The organism is Serratia sp. YWN4 (genome assembly GCF_055790845.1).
In genome coordinates this window covers 2,482,179-2,503,359 of the sequence record NZ_CM147696.1, presented here as the reverse complement: position 1 = coordinate 2,503,359, position 21,181 = coordinate 2,482,179, and the positions used below count along the sequence as shown (strand labels likewise).

20 protein-coding genes and 4 pseudogenes are annotated in these 21,181 nt (G+C 49.6%); 10 read left to right on the top strand and 14 right to left on the bottom strand.

Features of this window, described 5'->3' with window-relative positions; translation table 11 throughout:
• Window positions 1-167: 167 nt before the first annotated feature.
• The 4 genes from ACX9GT_RS11940 to ACX9GT_RS11925 form a co-directional block, all read right to left on the bottom strand.
• A complete protein-coding gene (locus ACX9GT_RS11940; protein ID WP_473191258.1) occupies window positions 168-440 on the bottom strand; it encodes a hypothetical protein in 273 nt (90 codons plus the stop codon).
• A 72-nt stretch (window positions 441-512) separates the two neighbouring features.
• Entirely contained in the window at window positions 513-1,406 is an 894-nt protein-coding gene (gene yddG / locus ACX9GT_RS11935; RefSeq protein ID WP_473191257.1) for an aromatic amino acid DMT transporter YddG, read from the bottom strand.
• Between the two features lie 90 nt (window positions 1,407-1,496).
• The gene (locus ACX9GT_RS11930) at window positions 1,497-2,867 is read right to left on the bottom strand and encodes an APC family permease (protein ID WP_473191256.1); all 1,371 of its coding nucleotides are present in this window, start codon (window positions 2,865-2,867) and stop codon (window positions 1,497-1,499) included.
• 128 nt (window positions 2,868-2,995) lie between these two features.
• A complete protein-coding gene (locus ACX9GT_RS11925) occupies window positions 2,996-4,414 on the bottom strand; it encodes a glutamine synthetase family protein (protein ID WP_473191255.1) in 1,419 nt (472 codons plus the stop codon).
• A 237-nt stretch (window positions 4,415-4,651) separates the two neighbouring features.
• Between ACX9GT_RS11925 and puuD the strand changes: the two genes are divergently transcribed.
• The 9 genes and pseudogenes from puuD to ACX9GT_RS11880 all read left to right on the top strand — a co-directional run.
• Window positions 4,652-5,413 carry a gamma-glutamyl-gamma-aminobutyrate hydrolase gene (gene puuD / locus ACX9GT_RS11920; RefSeq protein WP_473191254.1) on the top strand — a complete coding sequence of 254 codons (762 nt, stop codon included), beginning with the start codon at window positions 4,652-4,654 and terminating at the stop codon, window positions 5,411-5,413.
• Window positions 5,410-5,967, top strand: coding sequence for an HTH-type transcriptional regulator PuuR (gene puuR, locus ACX9GT_RS11915; protein WP_459398699.1), 558 nt, complete (start codon window positions 5,410-5,412; stop codon window positions 5,965-5,967). The genes puuD and puuR overlap by 4 nt, the downstream gene beginning before the upstream one ends.
• Window positions 5,968-5,982: 15 nt before the next feature.
• The gene (puuC, locus tag ACX9GT_RS11910; RefSeq protein ID WP_473191253.1) at window positions 5,983-7,479 is read left to right on the top strand and encodes an aldehyde dehydrogenase PuuC; all 1,497 of its coding nucleotides are present in this window, start codon (window positions 5,983-5,985) and stop codon (window positions 7,477-7,479) included.
• 10 nt (window positions 7,480-7,489) lie between these two features.
• Window positions 7,490-8,770: an NAD(P)/FAD-dependent oxidoreductase gene (locus ACX9GT_RS11905; RefSeq protein WP_473191252.1), complete on the top strand. Its 1,281-nt coding sequence runs from the start codon at window positions 7,490-7,492 to the stop codon at window positions 8,768-8,770.
• A gap of 379 nt (window positions 8,771-9,149) precedes the next feature.
• Entirely contained in the window at window positions 9,150-9,314 is a 165-nt protein-coding gene (locus tag ACX9GT_RS11900) for a YnfU family zinc-binding protein (protein WP_459398702.1), read from the top strand.
• Between the two features lie 873 nt (window positions 9,315-10,187).
• Window positions 10,188-10,595, top strand: a complete 408-nt coding sequence (locus ACX9GT_RS11895) for a hypothetical protein (RefSeq protein ID WP_473191251.1) — start codon at window positions 10,188-10,190, stop codon at window positions 10,593-10,595.
• A 159-nt stretch (window positions 10,596-10,754) separates the two neighbouring features.
• Window positions 10,755-11,105, top strand: a pseudogene (locus ACX9GT_RS11890) (helix-turn-helix domain-containing protein); the annotation flags it as partial.
• Window positions 11,106-11,183: 78 nt separating this feature from the next.
• Complete coding sequence (locus tag ACX9GT_RS11885) at window positions 11,184-12,326, top strand: IS4 family transposase (RefSeq protein ID WP_473187570.1); 1,143 nt, start codon at window positions 11,184-11,186, stop codon at window positions 12,324-12,326.
• Window positions 12,327-12,430: 104 nt separating this feature from the next.
• Window positions 12,431-13,120 (top strand): annotated as a pseudogene (locus ACX9GT_RS11880) (IS630 family transposase); the annotation flags it as partial.
• Between the two features lie 348 nt (window positions 13,121-13,468).
• Here the strand turns inward: ACX9GT_RS11880 and ACX9GT_RS11875 are convergent.
• Both ACX9GT_RS11875 and ACX9GT_RS11870 read right to left on the bottom strand, forming a co-directional pair.
• The gene (locus ACX9GT_RS11875) at window positions 13,469-13,828 is read right to left on the bottom strand and encodes a helix-turn-helix domain-containing protein (RefSeq protein ID WP_473191250.1); all 360 of its coding nucleotides are present in this window, start codon (window positions 13,826-13,828) and stop codon (window positions 13,469-13,471) included.
• A gap of 62 nt (window positions 13,829-13,890) precedes the next feature.
• Entirely contained in the window at window positions 13,891-14,151 is a 261-nt protein-coding gene (locus tag ACX9GT_RS11870) for a type II toxin-antitoxin system RelE family toxin (protein WP_473191249.1), read from the bottom strand.
• Window positions 14,152-14,407: 256 nt separating this feature from the next.
• Here ACX9GT_RS11870 and ACX9GT_RS11865 point away from each other — a divergent pair.
• Window positions 14,408-14,806 (top strand): annotated as a pseudogene (locus ACX9GT_RS11865) (transposase); the annotation flags it as partial.
• 480 nt (window positions 14,807-15,286) lie between these two features.
• On the opposite strand, the gene ACX9GT_RS11860 reads toward ACX9GT_RS11865, so the two are convergent.
• The 8 genes and pseudogenes from ACX9GT_RS11860 to ACX9GT_RS11825 all read right to left on the bottom strand — a co-directional run bounded on the left by ACX9GT_RS11860 (window position 15,287) and on the right by ACX9GT_RS11825 (window position 21,133).
• Window positions 15,287-15,517, bottom strand: a complete 231-nt coding sequence (locus tag ACX9GT_RS11860; protein WP_473191248.1) for a hypothetical protein — start codon at window positions 15,515-15,517, stop codon at window positions 15,287-15,289.
• A gap of 15 nt (window positions 15,518-15,532) precedes the next feature.
• Complete coding sequence (locus ACX9GT_RS11855; protein ID WP_473191567.1) at window positions 15,533-15,772, bottom strand: Ig-like domain-containing protein; 240 nt, start codon at window positions 15,770-15,772, stop codon at window positions 15,533-15,535.
• Between the two features lie 179 nt (window positions 15,773-15,951).
• Window positions 15,952-16,119: pseudogene (locus ACX9GT_RS11850) on the bottom strand (isocitrate/isopropylmalate family dehydrogenase); the annotation flags it as partial.
• A 139-nt stretch (window positions 16,120-16,258) separates the two neighbouring features.
• A complete protein-coding gene (locus ACX9GT_RS11845; RefSeq protein ID WP_473191247.1) occupies window positions 16,259-16,468 on the bottom strand; it encodes a hypothetical protein in 210 nt (69 codons plus the stop codon).
• Between the two features lie 91 nt (window positions 16,469-16,559).
• A complete protein-coding gene (locus tag ACX9GT_RS11840; protein ID WP_473191246.1) occupies window positions 16,560-16,841 on the bottom strand; it encodes a hypothetical protein in 282 nt (93 codons plus the stop codon).
• Between the two features lie 11 nt (window positions 16,842-16,852).
• A complete protein-coding gene (locus tag ACX9GT_RS11835; protein ID WP_473191245.1) occupies window positions 16,853-19,300 on the bottom strand; it encodes a tail fiber/spike domain-containing protein in 2,448 nt (815 codons plus the stop codon).
• Window positions 19,297-19,920, bottom strand: coding sequence for a hypothetical protein (locus tag ACX9GT_RS11830; RefSeq protein ID WP_473191566.1), 624 nt, complete (start codon window positions 19,918-19,920; stop codon window positions 19,297-19,299). The genes ACX9GT_RS11835 and ACX9GT_RS11830 overlap by 4 nt, the downstream gene beginning before the upstream one ends.
• Window positions 19,907-21,133, bottom strand: coding sequence for a baseplate J/gp47 family protein (locus tag ACX9GT_RS11825; protein WP_473191244.1), 1,227 nt, complete (start codon window positions 21,131-21,133; stop codon window positions 19,907-19,909). Before ACX9GT_RS11825 ends, ACX9GT_RS11830 begins: the two co-directional genes overlap by 14 nt.
• Between the last annotated feature and the right edge of the window lie 48 nt (window positions 21,134-21,181).

Here is a 21,181-nt window from a genome sequence, read left to right as displayed (position 1 = left end):
GAAGATCACTGAACTAAAGCCCCTCACCCCGGCCCTCTCCCACAGGGAGAGGGAGGCCACACCTTTAGCACCTGCTGCATAATTATGCAGCTTTGCGCTTAACTGACCGGCATTAGACTATGGGTGTCGGCTTTAACTCAAAGGTTGGCACTGTACAAAACGGTGATCTAGCGCACTCCGGGAAGCGCCTTGGCAATATTCTCCTGGCGGAATACCACTTCATCCCCCCGGGCAATTTCCCAACGGGCGACCGGAATGTCGGTCTTGGGTGCCGCAACCACTACGGAACCATAAATCAGCTTATCGTCACGGCGCAGAATAACCACATCCAATTGGTATTCGTGCAGTAAGTTAGCGGTGGTCAAGCGCACAATGTCGCTGGTACTGAAGCTGTGCCCGTCAAGCGCAGGTTGCTGAATAAACTGAATATCATTTCTCATTTTTCACGTTCCTTCAGGCAGAACAGTTAATTTGAGATTAGCTTAAATCCATCACTTCGCGAATCACCAAGGTTAACCTGCGCGCGTGGCCCGCCAGCAGATCAACGAACCGGCAGTGACCATGGCCACTCCCTGCCAGAAGTTAATGGTCAGCGACGTGCTGAGAACCACGGCGGCAAATACCGCCGACAGCACCGGCGTAAAATAAGAAACCGTGGCCAGCAAGGTCATGTTGCCATGCAAGATCCCGACATTCCATGCCGCATAGCCAGCCCCCATGGCGATCCCGGCAGACAGCAATGCCACGCTAACCGGCAGGCTGAAATGCATGCCGCTTTCATTACTGAACGGATATTGCAGCCACAGGGCCAACGCGGCCAGCGTAATAAACAGCACCACCGCGTTTTTGCCTTGGGCGATCCTCTTGGTGACGTTGCAATAGACCGCCCAGATCACCGCACCGCTGAACGCCAGCCCATAGCTCAGGGGATTGCTACGCACATTGACCAGCATTTGTGCTGGCGACCATCCCCCATCGCCGCTCATGATCCAGCCAATGCCAAACAGCGACAGCAGCAGCCCAGGGATCACCCACCATGTAGCCTTCTGGCCATTAAACAGGATCGCCATCAGCACGGTAAAACAGGGCCACAGATAGTTGATCATCCCCACTTCAATGGCCTGCATACGGTTACTGGCGTAACCCAGCGACAGCGAAAGACAAATCTCGTAGGCCACAAACAGCAGGCTGCCAATAATCAGATAAGAACGGGGGAAATCACGCAGCTTCGGAATACCCATCACGATCAGCAAGAACAGCGTGCTCACGCTGTAGATCATCGCCGCGCCGCCTACCGGCCCCAAGCCTTCGCTGACGCTGCGGATCAGGCCGACCACGCTGCTCCACAGCACAATCGCCAGCAGGCCAAACAGAGTTGCTTTATGGGATACGGACAAGGCAGGCATCAAGGTAGGATCCAATCATCGGTTTTTTAGGATTTTCACTCTACTGGCCTGAAAGGCAAAAAGAAAGGCGGGATCACCCGCCTTGCAAGATTACTGCTGCGGCTGCCGCTCAAACTGTGGCGGCGGCTGGCGGAAACGACGGGTGAGGTACACCAAGTAGGCAAACCCCAGTGCCGCCCAGATCAGCCCCATGGTAAGCGAGCTTTTCTCCAGATTCAGCCACAGAACGCTGACCGTCAGCGCCCCCACCAGCGGCAGGATCAGGAAGTGAAAACGATCCTTCCAGGTTTTGTTGCGCCCTTGGCGGATAAAGAAGTGGCTGATCACCGAAAGGTTAACGAAGGTGAACGCCACCAGCGCGCCAAAGTTGATCAAGGCGGTAGCGGTGACCAAATCAAAGGACAGCGCAGACAACGCCACCAGCCCGACCATCAGCACGTTAAGCGCGGGCGTGCGCCATTTGGGGTGTACATAGCCGAAGAATTTTTCCGGGAACACGTTATCGCGCCCCATCACATACAGCAGCCGTGAAACGCTGGCATGGGAGGCCAAACCGGAGGCCAGCGTATTAATAAAGGTGGTGCAGAGGAAAATCGCCTGGAACAGTTTCCCGCCCACGTACAGCGCAATTTCTGGCAGCGCCGCATCGGGCTCTTTGAAACGCTCAATATTGGGGAAAAACAGCTGAATAAAGAAGGACACGCTGATGAAAATCACCCCACCGTACAAGGCGGTGAGAAATATCGCCTTGGGGATCACTCTGGCGGCATCCGGCGTTTCTTCACTCAGCGTGGTGACGGCGTCAAAGCCCAGAAACGAGAAACAGAGAATGGTCGCCCCGGTGATAATCGGCACCAGATGGGCGTTTTCACTGACAAAAGGTTGCAGGCTCCAGACCGTGCCCACTCCTTCCCCGTTATGCAAGCCATGCACCACCAGGAAGATAAACACCACAATAATCGCCACCTGGGCCAGCACAAACAGCGTGTTGAAGTTGGCGACCACATTGACGCTTTTCAGGTTGATCGCCGTCATGATAATCACAAAACCCACTACCCAGATCCATGGAGGCACTTCGGGGAACAGCGCGGTGAGGTAAATCTTCGCCAACAGCGTGTTGATCATCGGCAGGAACAGATAATCCAGCAACGACGACCAGCCGACCAGAAACCCAACGTGCGGGTTAATCGCTTTTTGCGCGTAGGTATAGGCGGAACCGGAGGTGGGAAACTGGCGCACCAGCTTGCCGTAGCTGATGGCGGTAAACAGTACCCCCGCCAGCGCCAGTAGATAGGAGGCCGGAACGTGGCCATCCGTTACGCCGGAAACAATGCCGAAAGTGTCAAACACCGTCATCGGCGTCAGGTATGCCAGGCCCATCATTACCACTTGCCACAGTTTTAATGTTTTACGCAGTTGCGGTTTGCCCGCGCCATTACGGTCGATGGCACTTATCGTCATGGGTTATTCCTCGCCGGCGTCCTGTACGCCAAGTTGGAAGAAAGTAGTCACCGCTGCGCACGGCTTCGCCGGGCCACAGGGAACCCGCGGGAATACGCCGGGCGCGCGGTGGGATCAGGCTGAACGCCTCAGGCGTTTTTCAGCATCCACTCGATTTCGGTTTCGGTGATCAGCCGTTCAAACTGCACCAGCTCATCGGTCTTGCAGGCCAGATAGACATGGCTGAATCTTTCCCCCAGCAGCGCATTCAGCACCGGCTGGTGTTCGAATTCATACAAAGCGTCACTCTGGCGAATGGGGAACGGTAAACCTTCCTGCTCCAAGCCGTTGCCGGTCACCGGCTCAAGCAGCGGTAATGAGGTGTCGAGGCCGTACACCATCCCGGCCAGGATCGCGGCCATCACCAGGTAAGGGTTGGCATCAGCCCCCGCCACGCGGTACTCCACGCGGTGGCTGTCGCGATCGCCGCAGGGAATACGCAGGGCGACGGTGCGGTTATTGTGGCCCCAAGAAGCCTGCGTCGGCACATACATGCCGGGTTGGAAGCGGCGATAGGCATTCACATTGGGTGCCAGCAGCGCCATGGAGGCAGGCATCAGGGCGATCATCCCCGCCAGTACCTGCTTCAGCAGCACGGAGTCTTCACCATCGTCGTCGGCAAACACGTTGTTGCCTTGATTATCCAGCATGCTGATATGCACATGCATACCGCTGCCCGCATGTTCTTCATAAGGCTTGGCCATAAAGGTGGCCTGGATGTGGTGCTTCTCTGCCACCATGCGCACCAGGCGTTTCAGCGCCAGCGCGTGATCGCAAGCCAACAGCACGTCGTTGGTGTGATGCAGGTTAATCTCGAACTGACCGGGGGAGGCTTCTGCTACCGCGCCGTCTGCCGGGATCCCCTGCAAACGCGCCAGTTCATCAATCTCACTCAGCACATCGGCAAAGTGATTGAGGTTATCGACCGAATACACCTGGCTTTGCGTGTTGCGCTCCTGAGTGCCAGGCGCGCACGGCGGTTGCAGGTAACCTTCAGAATCGCGCTGGCGATCGATGAGATAGAACTCCAACTCTACCGCTACTACGGGGGATAACCCGCGCTGACGCAAACGCTGCCACACCCGGTTCAGCACATTACGCGGTTCAACGTCAAAGGGAGTACCATCTTCATCCAGCATGGTGAGCAGTACCTGCCCGATATATTCCGGATCGGCCGCCGACGGCATCAGGGTTCCAGCCACCGGGACACAGATATGATCCGGCTCACCCAATTCTTGCCCTAACCCGGCCTCTTCCACCACGTTGCCAAGAATGTCCATTGCAAACACCGAGGCCGGGAAGTAACAGCCTTTCTCCAGTTTGCCCAAGCCAGCAACCGGGATACGTTTACCACGGAAGCTGCCGTTGAGATCGGTCAGTAAAACATCAATATGCTGGGTTAACGGATAACGTTCCAGATACTTCTTCACTTCGCGCTGGAACGCGCTACTTCGCCTTTCTTCGTTGTGCTGCACAAAGTTTTCCACTTCTACGATGTTGGTTTGCATGATTCACCCGTCATTGTGTTTGGTCTGTGGTTCTCACACTTATTGCTTTCGATGTTTATTGACCATCTTGCTCAATATAATGTCCACCAATGAAACATAGATGCAACAAAATTGTTTTGCAAGTGTTACTTTTGGTTTGAATATTGGCCATTGCACTGCTAGATTTAGTTAATATTGAACAAAAAAGGCGATATTTTGGCATAACGGTCATAATTTCGAACACATTAAGGGGATAGCATGGGCAATATATTTAACAGACCACTCATCGGTATTGTGATGTGCAGGTATAGGTTAAACCAACACCTCACACAGACCTTGCAAGAAAAGTACCTGAATGCGGTTTTGACCGCTGGCGGGTTGCCTGTCGCCCTGCCACACGCGCTGGCAGAGCCGGAAATGCTGGAAGAATTGCTGCCACATCTCGACGGCATCCTGCTGCCGGGCAGCCCCAGTAATGTGCAGCCGCACCTTTATGGTGAAAACGGCGATGAGCCTGACGCCGATCCTGGGCGAGATGAATTGAGCCTGGCGCTGATCCGCCTGGCGCTCAACAGGCGCATTCCCCTTTTCGCCATTTGCCGCGGTATGCAGGAGATGGTGGTCGCCACCCAAGGCACCCTGCATCGCCGCCTGTATGAACTGCCCGAATTGCTTGAGCACCGGGAAGATCACGATCTGCCGCTGGAACAGCAATATGCTCCCGCGCATGAGGTGATTGTTCAGGATGGTGGCTTGCTGGCGCAGTTGCTGCCGGATTGCAACAAATTCTGGGTGAACTCACTGCACGGCCAAGGGGCTAAAACGCTCGGCCCCAGCGTGCGCATTGAGGCGCATGCCGCCGATGGGCTGGTGGAAGCCATCAGCATCCGCGATCAGCCGTTTGCGCTGGGCGTGCAGTGGCACCCGGAATGGAACAGTGATGAATATGCGCTATCCCGCCTGCTATTTGATGGATTCATTACCGCTTGCCAGAATTATCAGAAGGAAAAACGCCTATGAGCGATGTCAGCTTGGCACCGGGGAAACGCTTGTCGCAGATCCGCCAGCAATTAGGCTTGTCGCAGCGCCGGGTCGCCGAACTGTCTGGATTAACGCACAGCGCTATCAGCACCATTGAACAGGACAAAGTCAGCCCGGCCATCAGTACGCTACAAAAGTTACTGACGGTGTATGGGCTGTCACTATCGGCTTTTTTCGCCGAGCCGGAGCAACCGGATGAACCACGGATCGTCATCAATCATGAAGACCTGATTGAAATCGGCAGCCAAGGGGTTTCGATGAAACTGATCCATAACGGTGACCCCGAACGCACGCTGGCGATGATGATCGAAACCTATGAGCCGGGAACCACCACCGGTGAACGTCTCAAACATCAGGGGGAAGAGATCGGCACCCTGCTGGAAGGCGAAGTCATGCTACAGGTCAATGGGCAGACCTATCACCTGCAAGCAGGCCAGAGCTACACCATCAATACCGGTATTCCCCATAGTTTCAGCAACACGTCGGCGCGGGTGTGCCGGATTATCAGCGCCCACACGCCGACCACCTTCTGATTAACGGAGCAAGGTATGGATTTCCACCATCTACAGTATTGGCAACAACGGGCACAGACCCTGAAGATTGAAAACCGGCTGTTTATCAATGGCCGCTACCAACAAGCCGCCGCTGGCGAAACCTTCGCCGTGGAAGATCCTGCCGCCCAACGCGAACTGGTGCAAATGGCACGCGGTGGTCAAGTGGATATCGATCTGGCGGTGAACGCCGCCCGCGAGGTATTCGAACATGGCGACTGGTCGCAGGCGGCACCCGGCCAGCGCAAGGCTACGCTATTGAAACTGGCGGTGCTAATGGAAGAACACCATGAGCAGTTGGCGCTGCTGGAAACGCTGGACACCGGCAAACCGATCCGCCACAGCCTGCGTGATGACGTTCCCGGTGCCATTCGCTGCATCCGCTGGTACGCAGAAGCCATCGATAAAGTTTATGGCGAAATCGCCCCCACCGGTAACGACGCGTTGGCGCTGATCCAGCGGGAGCCGATCGGCGTAGTGGGTGCCATTGTGCCCTGGAACTTCCCGCTGCTGCTGGCCTGCTGGAAACTGGGCCCGGCGCTGGCGGCCGGTAACAGCGTGGTATTGAAACCTTCCGAGAAATCACCGCTGACAGCGGTCTATCTGGCTGCTTTAGCGCAACAGGCCGGGCTGCCGGACGGCGTGCTGAACATCGTGCCAGGTTATGGGCATGATGCCGGGAAAGCGCTGGCGCTGCACCATGACGTTGATGCTCTCGCCTTCACCGGCTCCACCCTAGTGGCGAAGCAACTGATGAAATATGCCGGTGAATCCAATATGAAGCGCGTCTGGCTGGAGGCTGGCGGCAAAAGCGCCAACATCATCTTCGCCGACTGCCCAAACCTGGATAAAGCCGCACAGGGTGCCGCCGCCGGTATCTTCTACAACCAAGGCCAGGTGTGCATTGCCGGTACGCGTTTGCTGGTGGAAGAAAGCATCCAGCAGGAATTCCTCCAGGCGCTGCGCAAGCATGCCGCGGCCTTCGAGCCCGGTAACCCACTCGATCCGCAGACCATTATGGGGACGCTGATCGACCATGGACACTGCGAAAAGGTAGTTGGCTATATTGAGCAGGGGCTGGAGCAAGGAGCCGCCCTGTTCCTGGATGGCCGCGAGCACTCTCAAGGCCACCAGCAAAGCTATCTCGGCCCGACCATTCTTACCCAAGTGGACAACGCCATGAGCGTAGCGCGCGACGAAATCTTCGGCCCGGTGCTGGCAGTGACCCCCTTCAACGGTGAACAGCAGGCTTTGGAACTGGCCAATGACAGCGAATACGGGTTAGGAGCCGCCATCTGGACCCGCGATCTCTCCCGCGCACATCGCATGGCACGCCAGTTGAAAGCGGGCACCGTGTTCGTTAACAACTACAACGACGGCGATATGACCGTGCCCTTCGGCGGCTACAAGCAAAGTGGCAACGGGCGCGACAAGTCATTGCATGCGCTGGATAAATTTACCGAACTGAAAACCACCTGGATTTCTCTGGAATAAGGACCGAATCATGACCGAACACGTAAAAAGTTATTATGCGGCGACGGCCAATGCCCATCAGCCTTATCCGCAGTTGAATGAATCGATCGAATGTGACGTTTGTATCGTTGGTGGCGGCTATACCGGCCTGTCTTCAGCGCTGTTCCTGGTGGAGGCGGGCTACAACGTGGTGCTGCTGGAATCCGCACGCATCGGTTTCGGCGCCAGCGGCCGCAACGGCGGGCAGTTGGTCAACTCCTACAGCCGCGATATTGATGTGATTGAAGCGCGCTACGGGGCAGAAAGCGCTCGCGTGCTGGGCAGCATGATGTTTGAAGGGGCCGACATTATCCGCAGCCGCATCGAACATTACGCCATCGAATGTGATTATCGCCCAGGCGGTATTTTTGCCGCACTCAACAACAAGCAATATCACGCGCTGATCGAGCAGAAACAAAACTGGGAACGTTACGGCAATACGCAGCTTGAGCTGCTGGACAGCGAACGCGTCCGCCAGGAAATCGCCAGCGATCGCTACGTCGGCGCATTGCTCGATCGCAGCGGTGGTCATATTCATCCGCTCAACCTGGCGCTGGGCGAAGCCGAAGCTATTCGCCAACAGGGTGGCCGGATCTTCGAACAATCGGCGGTGACCAACATCCGCCACGGTGAGCCTGCACTGGTCAGCACCGCTAACGGGCAAGTGACCGCGCGCTATGTCATCGTCGCCGGTAACGCCTATTTGGGTGACAAACTGGAACCCCGCTTGGCCAAACGCAGTATGCCGTGCGGCACCCAGGTGGTGGCCACCGAACCGCTGGCCCCGGAAGTCGCAGCCTCGTTGATCCCGCAGAACTATTGCGTGGAAGACTGCAACTACCTGCTGGATTATTACCGTCTCACCGGTGATAACCGCCTGCTTTACGGCGGTGGCGTGGTTTACGGTGCGCGCGATCCTGACGATATCGATAATCTTATCCGCCCCAAACTGCTGAAAACCTTCCCACAGCTAAAAGGGGTGCGCATTGATTATCGCTGGACCGGCAATTTCCTGCTGACGCTGTCGCGCATGCCGCAGTTCGGCCGGTTGGAAAATAATATCTACTATATGCAGGGTTACAGCGGCCACGGCGTAACCTGTACCCATCTGGCGGGCAAACTGATTGCAGAATTAATGCGCGGCGATGCCGAACGCTTCGATGCTTTTGCCAAATTGCCGCACCTGCCATTCTTTGGCGGACGTAATCTGCAAATCCCGTTCACCGCGATTGGCGCCGCCTACTACACATTGCGCGATCGGATTGGGGTTTAAGTACGGAGCACTTCACATTAGTTCGATTAAACAATCGACAAGATGATCAATAATCAGTCAATGTTATGATTGCAGGCGGTTTCATACGGAAATACTCATCATTATGATGCAATATTGCATCGATATTTTGATGAACTATCGTCTCAAAAATCATATAGTACTGGCAGATTAAAAATCACCGATTTCCCTGGTGTTGTTATACTTGCCCCTCACTTTTGTAGGGGCTTTTTTTCCTTACACTTCCAACTGACACTATTCCTTTTAATTTCAGCAGAATCCGGCAAAGTTCACGGTTCCACTCTGCGCATTGAACAATAGTGAGCTATCAGTCACCGAACAGAGTACACTGCCTTCACCACACATCTACCCGGTGAAAGATATGTCCCTCCTTGATGCCTTCAAGATGTTTAGTGATACATCATCAGCCAATGTCACTTGCCCAAAATGCTCTAAAGTTTCGCCACAGAATCGCCAGAAGCTTAACAAGAACATCACCATGATCTGCCCTCACTGTGGGCATTATTTCCGTAAGAACGAAAATTAAAGACATTATTCATAACGTCTTTTGTCAAAATATCTTGCCAGCACTACCGCTCATCAAGAGTTTTCATTACCTCATATCCCGCCGTTTGCCGCTTTTCACTGACCCCGCAGGCTCAGATCACCGTGGCACAACTTGCTCCATGTTAAATCCCTAGTTAACCTACGGCGCAGAAGTCAGGATCGCTAAAAGCAGGACAGTGTTATGAAACATTATATAATCCCCACTCTCCTCGTCATTGCGACGATCCTGAGTATTTTATACATCGCCAATCTGGCTGAATGGTTTATACACTGGTGGGCTAAGCCGGAAATTTTTTGATACTCGATGCGAACAAAAGTAGCCGAACTTCCCTTCCGGGGGGCTTTGGCTGTACCCATAGAGGCTCTTCACGCTGTTAAGACCGTCGATTGAATTTAGAACAATGGTGACTTCACCTTTCTACAAAAGTCAGCAAGCGCCATGTCAGAACTTCCTGCTGTTACGCTATCTATCTTCCCTGAGAATTTTTTAACCGAACGTGGAGAAACCTCTTTTTTCTGGTTTTATGAACTGCCTAACCCGCAATAACAAAGAATTAAATTCTGAAAAATATTTCAACGTTGTTCAACGATATCCACCTTATGCAAAACAGCTCCAGATTGTGTCAGCACACTCGGTTATCCCACATTCTTGCCCGCGCTATTGCACAAACGTCGTCAACCACCTTTACTGATCGTATACCATCTGCCGATGCAAAGAGGCTCTATGAAGATTATTATATGTACCGTTTTAGTCGCCATGCTGGCTGGATGCGTTTCAGCTTCGATTTCAGGTGGCAGTTCAGGGGTTTCAAGTGCGACGATTGGAATCGGTTCCGGTGCGCGTTTTTGATTCTTGGCGCAGCCGCATCCTGGTACAGATTACGTAAGGACGGTGCACTTCCCAAGTTGTAAAAAAACCCCAGACATTGAAGGGGTTGGGTGTTATATTATCGATAATATTGCAAGCAACGGTTTTTCTTACATGCACATCAATACGAAACACAAGCTCTTCATACTCATCTATCTAACAGCGGCTTATGCTGTTGCTGTCCCTTTCATTTACATGATTATGGGGCTGGTTTTTGGTGGAGCTCTGACTGATATGTGGAAAGGTGAATATTCATTCTTTGACTTTTTTGAGCAGCGGAAAATAATCTACCTTAAACTTTCTGCTGTTGGAAGTTTAATGGGGTTTGCTTACTGGTTTGCGTTCTACCGGAAATACCGATACTTCGATCCGCTAGATAAATACTTCAAATAATATTCACATTAACCTGATAAAAAAACCGCCGAAGCGGTTTTTTTATATTTGGGTTGTTGGTTCAATACTCACACCATCTCCATACCTTATTGCCATTCTATACCTGTCATCATTGAAGATGCTTGATTTTGTTGATGAAGAGGATCATGCTTTCATCCCATGAAGATATTTATCACCGCTGAGCAAAAAATCGAACTCGAACGCCGGCATGATTCCAGCCGGGACAAACACGTTTGCGATCGTATTAAAGCCGTCCTTCTCGCCTCCGAAGGTTGGAGTTCGGTCATGATTGCTCAGGCTCTGCGCCTGCATCAGACCACTGTTGACCACCATATCAGTGAATATCTGAATAAAGGGAAATTGAAACCCGAAAATGGTGGCTCTGATGGCATGCTCAGCGCAGAAAAAACCGAACAGCTTATCAGCCACTTAACTCAACATTTATTCCATCATACTGTCCAGATTGTGGCCTACGTGGCACAAAAATGGGGTGTCATCTTAGCTATCCCCTCATATGAGTGAGGCATGGTACGGCTTCTGAGGTATGATCTCCGTTATTGACCCGCTAATAACGAGCAGACAATCTCCATGCTTAACCACGAAATAATCCTTAACCACATTGATGACATATTCGGGCAGGACATGCATGCCAAGCGTGTATTGTCGCTCGCCAATGCAACCCACGGGGTGATTGAGTCGGGCTCATTGGCCATCCATGCAATTGGCAATGGGCTCTCTTTGGCAAGCGGCCTTGAGCGAAAGCACGCCGTCAAGCAGGTTGATAGACTGCTCACCAACACTAAACTAAACGTCTGGAGCCTGTTTGATGACTGGGTTCCCTATGTGGTGGCTGAACGTACTGACATCGTCGTCTCCATGGATTGGACTGAGTTTGATACTGATGACCACAGCACCCTGGTTATCAGCTTGCAAACCAACCATGGACGCAACACGCCGCTCCTGTGGAAAACCCACCAGAAATCCTTGCTCAAAGGGCAACGCAACGCTCATGAAAAGGCGCTGTTAACCAAGCTCAGGAAGACCTTGCCGCAAGGGGTTTTTGTCACCGTCGTGGCGGACCGTGGCTTCGGTTATATGGCGTTGTTTGAACGTCTTGAACAAGAGTTGGGTTTTGCCTATATCATTCGTTTTAAAAGCAATATTCTCGTTGGCTACCCAGGTATGGCTCAGGTGCCGGCGACTGAATGGCTTACCCCGACCGGGCGAACTCGCACGCTCAAAGAGGTGGAGCTTACCGGGCAACGACAGCGGGTCGAGCGGGTCTATTGCTGTCACAAGAGCGGTATGAAAGAGCCGTGGTTTCTGGCGAGTAATCGCGTCGATTTGAGCGCTGCCAAGGCCTTGAGTCTGTATGGTCAGCGCTGGGGTATCGAGAGCAGTTTTCGGGACATCAAGGACTACAGATTTGGCATGGGAATGGGTCAGGTTCGTGTCAAAAATCCGGCACGACGCGACCGATTATTTCTGTTCAGTGCGCTGGCGATAGTCCTGTTGACGCTGCTGGGCAAGGCGGGTGACAGCGTGGGTCTGGAACGAACGATCAAGGTCAATACCAGCAAAAGCCGAACGTATTCATTTTTCCGACAGGGTGTCATCTACTATCAGTTGCTGCCTAAAATGAAAGAAGCCTACGCGACGTTGTTGATGGAGAAGTTTACTTATTACCTGAGGCAGCATCGGTTATATACCCGCACACTTGGAATTATTTGAGTCTCTAAAAATGAGGGGATCATTGCAGCATCGGTTATATACCCGCACACTTGGAATTATTTGAGTCTCTAAAAATGAGGGGATCATTAAGGGGTGTCATATACAGCGTCCCAGGAATGAACAAATGGCTGCACCGGCACGGCTTCAGCTATAAGAAACCCTCAGGCGTACCCCATAAATTCAGCGAAGAGAAACAGCAACAGTTCATTGAATATTATGAAGAATTAAAAGTTGCCACGAGAGGTGAACCGATCCTTTTTCTGGATGCAGTACATCCGACTCAGGCGACAAAACTGAGCTTCGGCTGGATAAAAAAGGGGGAAAAAAAGACTGTTGAAACAACAGGAAGCCGTACTCGGATGAACATTCTGGGCGCTCTGGATCTGAATGATGCTGCCCATCCAGTCATTCATGATTACGAAACGATTAATGAATACACTATCTGTCTATTTTTCAATGAGATAAGAACATGTTATCCCGACTATAATCAACCAATTCATATTATTCTGGATGGAGCGGGGTATAACAAAACAAACCTGGTCAAAGATTGGGCATTTGTCTGCAATATAAAATTGCATTCCCTGCCACCTTACAGCCCCAATCTAAATCCCATAGAACGGTTATGGAAGTTGATGCACGAATGTGCAAGGAACAACCGTTACTTTGCCAGTAAGCCTGATTTCCGAACGGCTATTTTTAACTTTTTTACGACAACGCTCCCTGAGATGGCGGATTCATTATCGTCCCGGCTGAATGACAATTTTCAGGTGCTAAAGCAAGCGTCTTCAAGTTAATCGGGTATATATTTTTTTATTTCATTTTCACGGATAATTATCGTCATTCCTTTACAATAGCCCTTTTCGATATTACACAGCCTATTACTGCCAGATTCCCACACCGCCGTACATACGGGTCCGTATACGGCGGTTCGGTTATGTTGGTCGTCGCCTCCCTATAACTCTGGCAGGCCCAGTCTGATAAACAAGATGTTCGGCAGGGCTATGCTCAGTGCTGGCACAGAAGAGATGCAAAAGCCCGGTACCACGTTATGGAACTTAAATAACCGAAAATAATCACGACGAAAATCTTGTGGTACTGATAACCCGCAGTCCGGCGGGTTTTTGCTATCAGTGAATGGGGCATTACGGGATCAACTGCTCAGGCTGGCAATCATACAGCGCAGCCAGTTTTTCACGAGTACGCTTCTGAGGGCGATCTGACGCCTCCCATTGTGAAACTGTTGATTGTGTTGTGCCGAGTTTCTCCGCGACATCGTACTGAGACAGGTCACGATAGATACGCCAGGCAGCCAGGATAGAAACATCTTGGCTAACCATGATATTGACGACCGCGTTAGGGATAGTCACATCATCATTTTTTGATGGCACATAAGGCACATCTTCCCATTCATCCTTTGCGTTGATCAGGTTTTCGTATTCGGCATATGGCACCACGGCATATTGTGGTTCGCCTTTATCGTTACGGATAATTTGCACGGTCATTTTCGTTTACTCCAGTGTGAACTCAGGCGTAGCGCTCAGGGGAAAGGGCAGGTTTCCCCGCCTTAGTATGTTGTCGATGACCTGCGCTTAACTGCGGTAATCTCGCAGATAACCGGTTCACCCTCAGTGATTTCGAAGATTATTCGGTAGTCCCCGACCCTTAACCTGTATTGCTTATCAGTCACTTGGAGCTTCTTGATATCTAGCGTTACGGTGGGAAAGGCTTCGAGCTGATTAACCTTCTCACTGATGGCTTTGCGGTATCTTGTGTCGATTGAAAGCAACTGTTTGAGCGCTTTTTTCGTCCACTGAACCGTAACCATCGTTTCCCCATTTTTGTTGAAGAGCTATCCGCTTTGGATGATTAGATAATAAGTCTTTATCTCAAAAACCTCAATATAAATGCGATTTAAATACGATTTAACTATAATCTATCTCGCAGTTAAACCTTGAACCGTCTAAGTGCATTTTTTTTATACCCGGAGAGAATATGGCAATAAAAGTTTTCACCTGGGCCAGAGGGTAGTTACGCACAGCAGGTGTTGGATCCTGCATAAATCACAGATCAGTGATGCCCGTAAAGCAGCAAAAGAGTCGTGGCTGCTCTTCAGCAGTACAGATGACCTCAAACCACGTGAAATCATGAAGTTGTACAGTCGTCGAATGCAGATCGAGTAGAACTTCCGGGATGAGAAAAGCGAACGCTTCAGGTTCGTTCTGCGTGCCAGTTACAGTCGTTCAGCGGGAAGAATGCTGGTCCTGAGCCTGCTGGCAACGTTGAGCACAATAGTCCTGTGGCTTATTGGCTATCATACTGAAAACAAAGGACTCCATCTGAGGTGTCAGGCCAACAGCATTAAATCACGGCGTGTTATCTCGTATCTGACGTTAGCGGAGAATGTCTTACGACACTCCCCGCTAATTTTAAGGCGAACGGTGCTGAGCACCGTTGAGGTTGATGACAAAGTGGTTTTTTAAGCCAGAGATACTCGGGCCTAGCGCACCGAGGGGCGCTCCGGCGGCTTACGCCGCTACGCCCCCTTCGGCACGCTCTCCCTAATATCTGGCTTTGTCAGCAGTCTGAACGGTGCTAAGCACCGTTCTTAATCACCTCACCAGAACATACCGAAATATGGTGCTGGTTTATGGGGATCCCTCAGCGCACGCGGCGGGCTGTTAATTAACACATGCTTTCTTACCAGAGTAAATTAGTTCATTTATAGCAAAATTAATCTTAGGAAATCACTACAATGAACATGAAGCATTCATTCGCGTCTTTGCTCTGATTTTCTAGTTAAGTAATCATCAAGAATTGCAGACATTATTTTCAACTGCTTTTCTTGACTTTCGTTAATACTCTTTAATTCCATTATTATTTGCTTAGCCATAACTGCATATCTAATTATGAAAAAGATAATAAATGATGAAATTACAAAGTATAAAAATGCAACGGCAAACTCACTTGAATCCCCGTAATACATAAAATCCCCTTTCTTTATTTGGTGTGAGAATATCGTAGCAGGGATCAACTGATTGGCAAAACCCTACCAACTTAACTACCCACTCATAGCGCAGTAAGTTAATCAGCCAGAGCCCCCAGCTTTCCGGAGAGGACTCACGCAAAATCACAGTGGCCCCTTCCCATTCTTCGACCGGCAACGCCTTAAGATTCAGTTTTTTTCCTACCATTTGGTAATGCTCCTATTAGGCTGTGACAGTCACGACACACGTAGCGGTTTCCCCGCCGTCCGTGGTCTTAATGGTGATCGTTGAGGTGCCCGCAGCAAGGCCGGTGATAACGCCTTTATTGGATACCATGACATTACTCGGCGCAGAGAATGTCCACGTTAACCCACGATTGGTCGCTGAGGCTGGTGCGATCGTTGGGGTTAACGTGAGACTGGTACCGAAAGCCAAAGAGGTTGTGGCCTTATCCAAAGTCACGCCAGTAACCGGAATGTTTACGGCATAAATCCGCACCGGCTTACCTTTGATGCGCAGCGTGTAGGATGTGGGAGGATGAAAATAGCTCACTTTTCATACCGTTTTGCAGAAGAATTTTGGGAGGGGGAAAAACAGACGGGAGCCATAAGCTCCCGTAATCATTTAACGCTAAAACACCCTTACATGTGTTTAACGATAGCGTCGCCAAACTCTGAGCATTTCAGCAGCTTAGCGCCTTCCATCAGGCGTTCGAAGTCATAGGTCACGGTCTTGGCAGCGATTGCGCCTTCCATGCCCTTAACAATCAGGTCAGCCGCTTCGAACCAGCCCATATGACGCAGCATCATATGCTTGCCCCATCATAACTAATTGATTAATATAAATTACTTGCTAATTCATATCGCTAAAAATCGGCATTAGTGAGCCTTGATTGGCGGTAGTTGCAGTTGGGTTTTGCAGAAAGAAATTTTCTCCTGAATCTACAATTTAACGTGACCGGTCATCATTACCTCGCACCAGAGCCGCAGCATCCCGCAGTACACCTTTGTGAAGCGTGTTACCCACCGCCCTACGCTTCGATTCCAGTTCATTTACGATCGCCATCCTGTCAACGAGCTGTCCACGATAAACCAGCTCAACAACTACCGCCCCAATTTCCGCAGCGATCATCCCGCTTCTTTCTTCGTCCAGATCCATAGATGACTCCATTTATTTTTTTTCGCTCAGAGTAACATGGTGATAGATCTCAGGACAGCTTGCCGGAATTTCTCCCGGCAAGTGGTGGCTGTCAGATGCGAGTGGCTCCCGAAAACTCATCAAGCATCAATAGTTGATTTTCAGCTTGTTTAAAAATATTCCCGCCGTTAGGATCGTACAGAAATGGATATGAACCCTCTCCACTCTGTGTGCTGTCCATTGATTTTCTAATGTATACAACTCCGCTACACGATGCATTGATAGTCACATCGATAATATCAACAGTTGTTTCAATTATGTGCTCTTGTGACCCAACGCTAACACCATCAATAGTAATGCTGGCTACTTTTTTTTGCGTTAGTTTAAATGTCATTTCTAGACCCCTTAATTACTAATTAATCCATAGGCTTTCCACACACCAGGATATCCGCTTGCCACACAAGCCCAGCCCTCATAACCGCTTGGCACAGGAGCAATATTTATGACCCTATCTCCAACAAGATGATCGCCAGAAGTTGGTGGAGCGCTGCCATACATGATCAAAGGCTTTAATGGATGCTCTGTTTTACCCGGCAACGTGGATATTACGCCGTAACTGGCCCCTACAGATATGATGTCGATAAAATCACCGCCAACTAATCCCGCCCCACCATAGAACACGATAGCAAGAACATCACCAGCTTTCGCACGAATAGAAAAAGACCCGTTCACATACCAGCCTCTAACCGTGCTAGTGTCTCCAAGTGTGCCAAAATGGCTAGTGCCTTGAGTTATATTTTCGACACGTACACCTATTTGTGTATCGGTTTTTTTTCTGTAAATCGCACAAAAGCTTATCCATGAGTCAAAGCGTATTTCCTCAGTAAATATTGAAAACTTTGGAAATGTAACGCCAGTAGCAACTAATGATATGTTTTTCTGCTTAACAGCAACAGAAAACCCATTATTGCCACCATAAACGCCACTGGGTAGAGTTGAACCTGACGGGTATATGCTAAAATCGCCACCAATCATTATGTTGCTTGGTGTTATTGGGACTCTATATTCAGCACGATAACCGTTGTTACTGACAGACATATATGTGCCAGAGTTCTCGGTTTTCTGCCCATCCACGCTCCAGCCGTTAGCCATAACGCAGTTTGCATCTGTATCGACTTGTAGCCCTTTCATGTCCATGAAATCATTAACAGTATCAAAATAAACAGCATTGAATGTAATGCTGTTTTGTATTGCGTTTGTCTTTGTTAAATCGTTACGTACATTAAGAGTCTTTCTAAACTCACCGCCGAACATTTTGAACGCCTGAATGTTTCCTGTTCCAGTGAGCGTCAATCCAACGTTTTGACCGATAATGCAACCAACAAAATCATTTGCGTTAAAATCCCGCCCATTACTTAACAGTATTTCAGTATCACTGAAACGTGTGTTATTAAATGTATTCCAGTATGCTTGCTTAAATCCGGGGTGCAGTGTATCAATTCCAAATAGAGTCTCATCGAAATGACAACCGTTTATTTCAGAATACCAGAGTCCGGAAATATTAACCAATCCTTCCACACGCAAGCCATGCAGCCTGAATCGCTTGCAAGCTAAAATATTTAGCAATGGGCCTGTATACCCAGGGGCTGCGCGCAATACTGCCCCTTCTGCAAAAATAGACATCGTGAACTGAGGGTCGTTATTATTGCTGTTCCGCTCAAGAAAAGTGAGCGGACCGTTCATCAGGTACACCCCTTCTGTAATCGTAAAATTGGCATTTGCATTAGCTAACGCTTGCAGTGCACCAGTATCGATCGTCACGCCATCCCCGGCCGCACCGGTATCACCAGAAGTCAGAGAATCACGGTTTTTATCGTGTTGAGTTCGTGGGACAGCTCCTGCTATTGGCTGCTCAACAGTAACAAGAGCGTCGCCAAATCCGTCCCTCGGAGATGCCAGATTGGACCTCAAAACAACATCACTAACACTTTGCCACTTCCCTGAACCTGTTCCCCCTGTAGTTTCTGGCGTTGAATTTGGTGGAACAATCTTACCCGTTAGTCCGTAGTCGCCAGTCCAGTAATACCAAGATGAATCATCATTATTGAAAATGAATTCTTTTGTTGATTTGAGAACACCACCGGTTAAAAAATTTAATGGGCCCGTAAAAGCATCACCACTAATTCCAGTCCCTGGGTTAATCGCAAGAAATGAATTCATCTCAACAGAGAATGTTACCAACAATGGTAATCCATTGATGATATCCCCTTCTTGCAATAGAATCATATTGCCTTTAACGATGGAAAATGTACCTACAACCATACCAGATACGGTAAGCTGTAAGGTGCAGGGGCCTGTATTATTTTTCTTTGGAAAAATGGTTAGTGGCTGACGAAGATTAAACGTACTAATTCCGTTAATATAGAATGTTGATGGAATGGATATTGTTAATCCGTTCTCAGTGCCACCGGCATTGGCTGATAAAAACCTACCATTTTGCAAATCTTCAATCTGAACAAAATTGTTCTCAGAGCCACGCGTTGCAAAGTTTGAAGCAACATCACCCAGCGACCACCCCTTTGCAAATGTTCCCTCCTGCCCACGAATAACCGTCAACGTATCCTGATTAACAGATACAAGATGGCAAATTTCGAAAACAGTTTCTTGGGCATCAGTGAGGGTCAGCTTTGAATAATATGTGCCATCTACCGATGGGTTAACCAGGTCGGCATCTGGCAGTAATGTTTTTGCAAACTGCGCCCCCGTTCCCGGCATAACTGTTATTGTGGTTTGCGTCGCGTTAATATCAGCGGCCAAAGTAGACCTGATGTTATTTCCAAACCCAAGATTCATGATAATACCACTATGTCGTAGGTGTAAATGAATGGCAATTTAACAAAACCCTGCTCTATTGCCGACGCCAATGATTTTGATACTCCATCCCCGTAATCTGGTAGCTTTATGGAGTAAATGCCATTTTGTGTCGTTACGCTAATATCGAATGTATTTTGCAATTTCGGGTCAATGCCATTTTTCCCATGAATAAATCGAGCAATACGCCTTTTTAACCAAGGTGTGGAAAACTGAAAACCATCACCCTTGTAAAAATTCCATGTCAATATTCTTTTGAATAAATCATCCGATGCGTAATAGTATTGACCAGGAACATAGCCCGATAAGCTAGCATACGGGATTGCATCATATTCGACGGTATTATAATCGCCCTTCTGATTTTGCCCTTTAGATAGCTCCAGAGTTGGCCGCGTCTGCCCATAAATCCCAAGCGCTATCCAATCAAGCAGATATCCCGTTATTTTATCTGATGTCCAACAAGGAAGATAAAGCGCATTAAAATAATCGAGGTAACTTTGCGCTATCGTGTTGTAAGCATCAAAGAAAGCCACTATATTTTCATCGTCGTTATATTGTACAAATGGATATGCGGGGATTATCTTTTGCTCAATTTGTTCCATCATATTTTTGCACCGTCATGTGTGATGCGTCAGTAGTAAAATATTTATAGTAATCGCCAGAAATTAATCCTGTATTAGGGTCTGGCTCTACAACACTACCATCAATTGCCACCGATATTTTAATCAGCGATATTTGGTCAACACTAATCACCGATAAGATGGATTGTTGAAAAATGCTTTGCAATTGGTAGATATTTATCGGCGTTCCGACTGATATTGAATTTATGTAATTAACAATTGCGGTCACGGAAAGCTCGGAAATCACACGCGGATCAACTACGTTGTAATTCCTGGTGTTCCACGTGATGATTACATCAACACTTTGTGACGATGGGATAATAAAAGGGATTTTGTAGTAGTCAGGATAATCGAGAATCGTCACCGTTTCGCTGGCCGGGACATGACCGGACGGATTATTCACATCAACAGTCAAGACTGAAGTGTCGGGTATCGATTCATAAATGGCCCTGGCCACCTCATAGGGATCACCACCGCCGACGATGACAGCCCAGATCCCCACAGAAATTTGTCGATATGAAACCAAGTTAGGGTGTACACCCGACACATTAGACAGCGCGGTTCTGAGTGCATCAGGCGTTCCCTGCACGGCGAACATGCCAGCCTGCATCACCTGTGATCGATAATCCTCGTTGTTTTGTGCATCAAGTCCTGGTACACCTTCGTAAATGTTGGTTACCGATAAATTAATTCCCACCGGTACGGAGGTGATGAGCTGCGTCACTGTACCCGCAGGAACGGCCCAGTTACCAGGTGCGACAGCAAGACAGTAAACCGATGTGCTCTGCCCATTGGCAGGGATAACGCTATTATTCTGTACGGCGTACTGATAGTTACCGTCCGATATGATAAATCCACGTGGCACCACAAATCCTGGAGAGCCGATGAAAACCACTGACACGGACGTGTTAGAACCAATTCCGCGCTGTACGCCATAAATCCCACCCAACTGGTTCAATAAAGGGATGTTGGCACCATAGGGGGTGACGGAGTTGATTAGATCCACCATGGCACTATCGATAAGAGCTACCGCACCAGTGGCAGTACCAGCCATGTCAGTTATCAATCCTGGGGGAAGGTTTGCTGTGTATCCGGGCACCTGAGAAGAAACTAAGGTGATGAGTTTTTCAAGCAATTGCTGTGGTGGGGTCGGTTGTGCCCCAGCCTGAGTTACAACTACTGGGAAGTCTGACATGAAATTTTTCCAATAAAAAACCGGCTCAGTGGCCGGTTGGGTTTTATA

Bases quoted from the DNA above. Each gene is read 5' to 3' on its own strand.
- ACX9GT_RS11940 (WP_473191258.1), bottom strand. From the start codon at position 440: ATGAGAAATGATATTCAGTTTATTCAGCAACCTGCGCTTGACGGGCAC.
- yddG (WP_473191257.1), bottom strand. From the start codon at position 1,406: ATGCCTGCCTTGTCCGTATCCCATAAAGCAACTCTGTTTGGCCTGCTG.
- ACX9GT_RS11930 (WP_473191256.1), bottom strand. From the start codon at position 2,867: ATGACGATAAGTGCCATCGACCGTAATGGCGCGGGCAAACCGCAACTG.
- ACX9GT_RS11925 (WP_473191255.1), bottom strand. From the start codon at position 4,414: ATGCAAACCAACATCGTAGAAGTGGAAAACTTTGTGCAGCACAACGAA.
- puuD (WP_473191254.1), top strand. From the start codon at position 4,652: ATGGGCAATATATTTAACAGACCACTCATCGGTATTGTGATGTGCAGG.
- puuR (WP_459398699.1), top strand. From the start codon at position 5,410: ATGAGCGATGTCAGCTTGGCACCGGGGAAACGCTTGTCGCAGATCCGC.
- puuC (WP_473191253.1), top strand. From the start codon at position 5,983: ATGGATTTCCACCATCTACAGTATTGGCAACAACGGGCACAGACCCTG.
- ACX9GT_RS11905 (WP_473191252.1), top strand. From the start codon at position 7,490: ATGACCGAACACGTAAAAAGTTATTATGCGGCGACGGCCAATGCCCAT.
- ACX9GT_RS11900 (WP_459398702.1), top strand. From the start codon at position 9,150: ATGTCCCTCCTTGATGCCTTCAAGATGTTTAGTGATACATCATCAGCC.
- ACX9GT_RS11885 (WP_473187570.1), top strand. From the start codon at position 11,184: ATGCTTAACCACGAAATAATCCTTAACCACATTGATGACATATTCGGG.
- ACX9GT_RS11875 (WP_473191250.1), bottom strand. From the start codon at position 13,828: ATGACCGTGCAAATTATCCGTAACGATAAAGGCGAACCACAATATGCC.
- ACX9GT_RS11870 (WP_473191249.1), bottom strand. From the start codon at position 14,151: ATGGTTACGGTTCAGTGGACGAAAAAAGCGCTCAAACAGTTGCTTTCA.
- ACX9GT_RS11860 (WP_473191248.1), bottom strand. From the start codon at position 15,517: ATGGTAGGAAAAAAACTGAATCTTAAGGCGTTGCCGGTCGAAGAATGG.
- ACX9GT_RS11845 (WP_473191247.1), bottom strand. From the start codon at position 16,468: ATGGATCTGGACGAAGAAAGAAGCGGGATGATCGCTGCGGAAATTGGG.
- ACX9GT_RS11840 (WP_473191246.1), bottom strand. From the start codon at position 16,841: ATGACATTTAAACTAACGCAAAAAAAAGTAGCCAGCATTACTATTGAT.
- ACX9GT_RS11835 (WP_473191245.1), bottom strand. From the start codon at position 19,300: ATGAATCTTGGGTTTGGAAATAACATCAGGTCTACTTTGGCCGCTGAT.
- ACX9GT_RS11830 (WP_473191566.1), bottom strand. From the start codon at position 19,920: ATGGAACAAATTGAGCAAAAGATAATCCCCGCATATCCATTTGTACAA.
- ACX9GT_RS11825 (WP_473191244.1), bottom strand. From the start codon at position 21,133: ATGTCAGACTTCCCAGTAGTTGTAACTCAGGCTGGGGCACAACCGACC.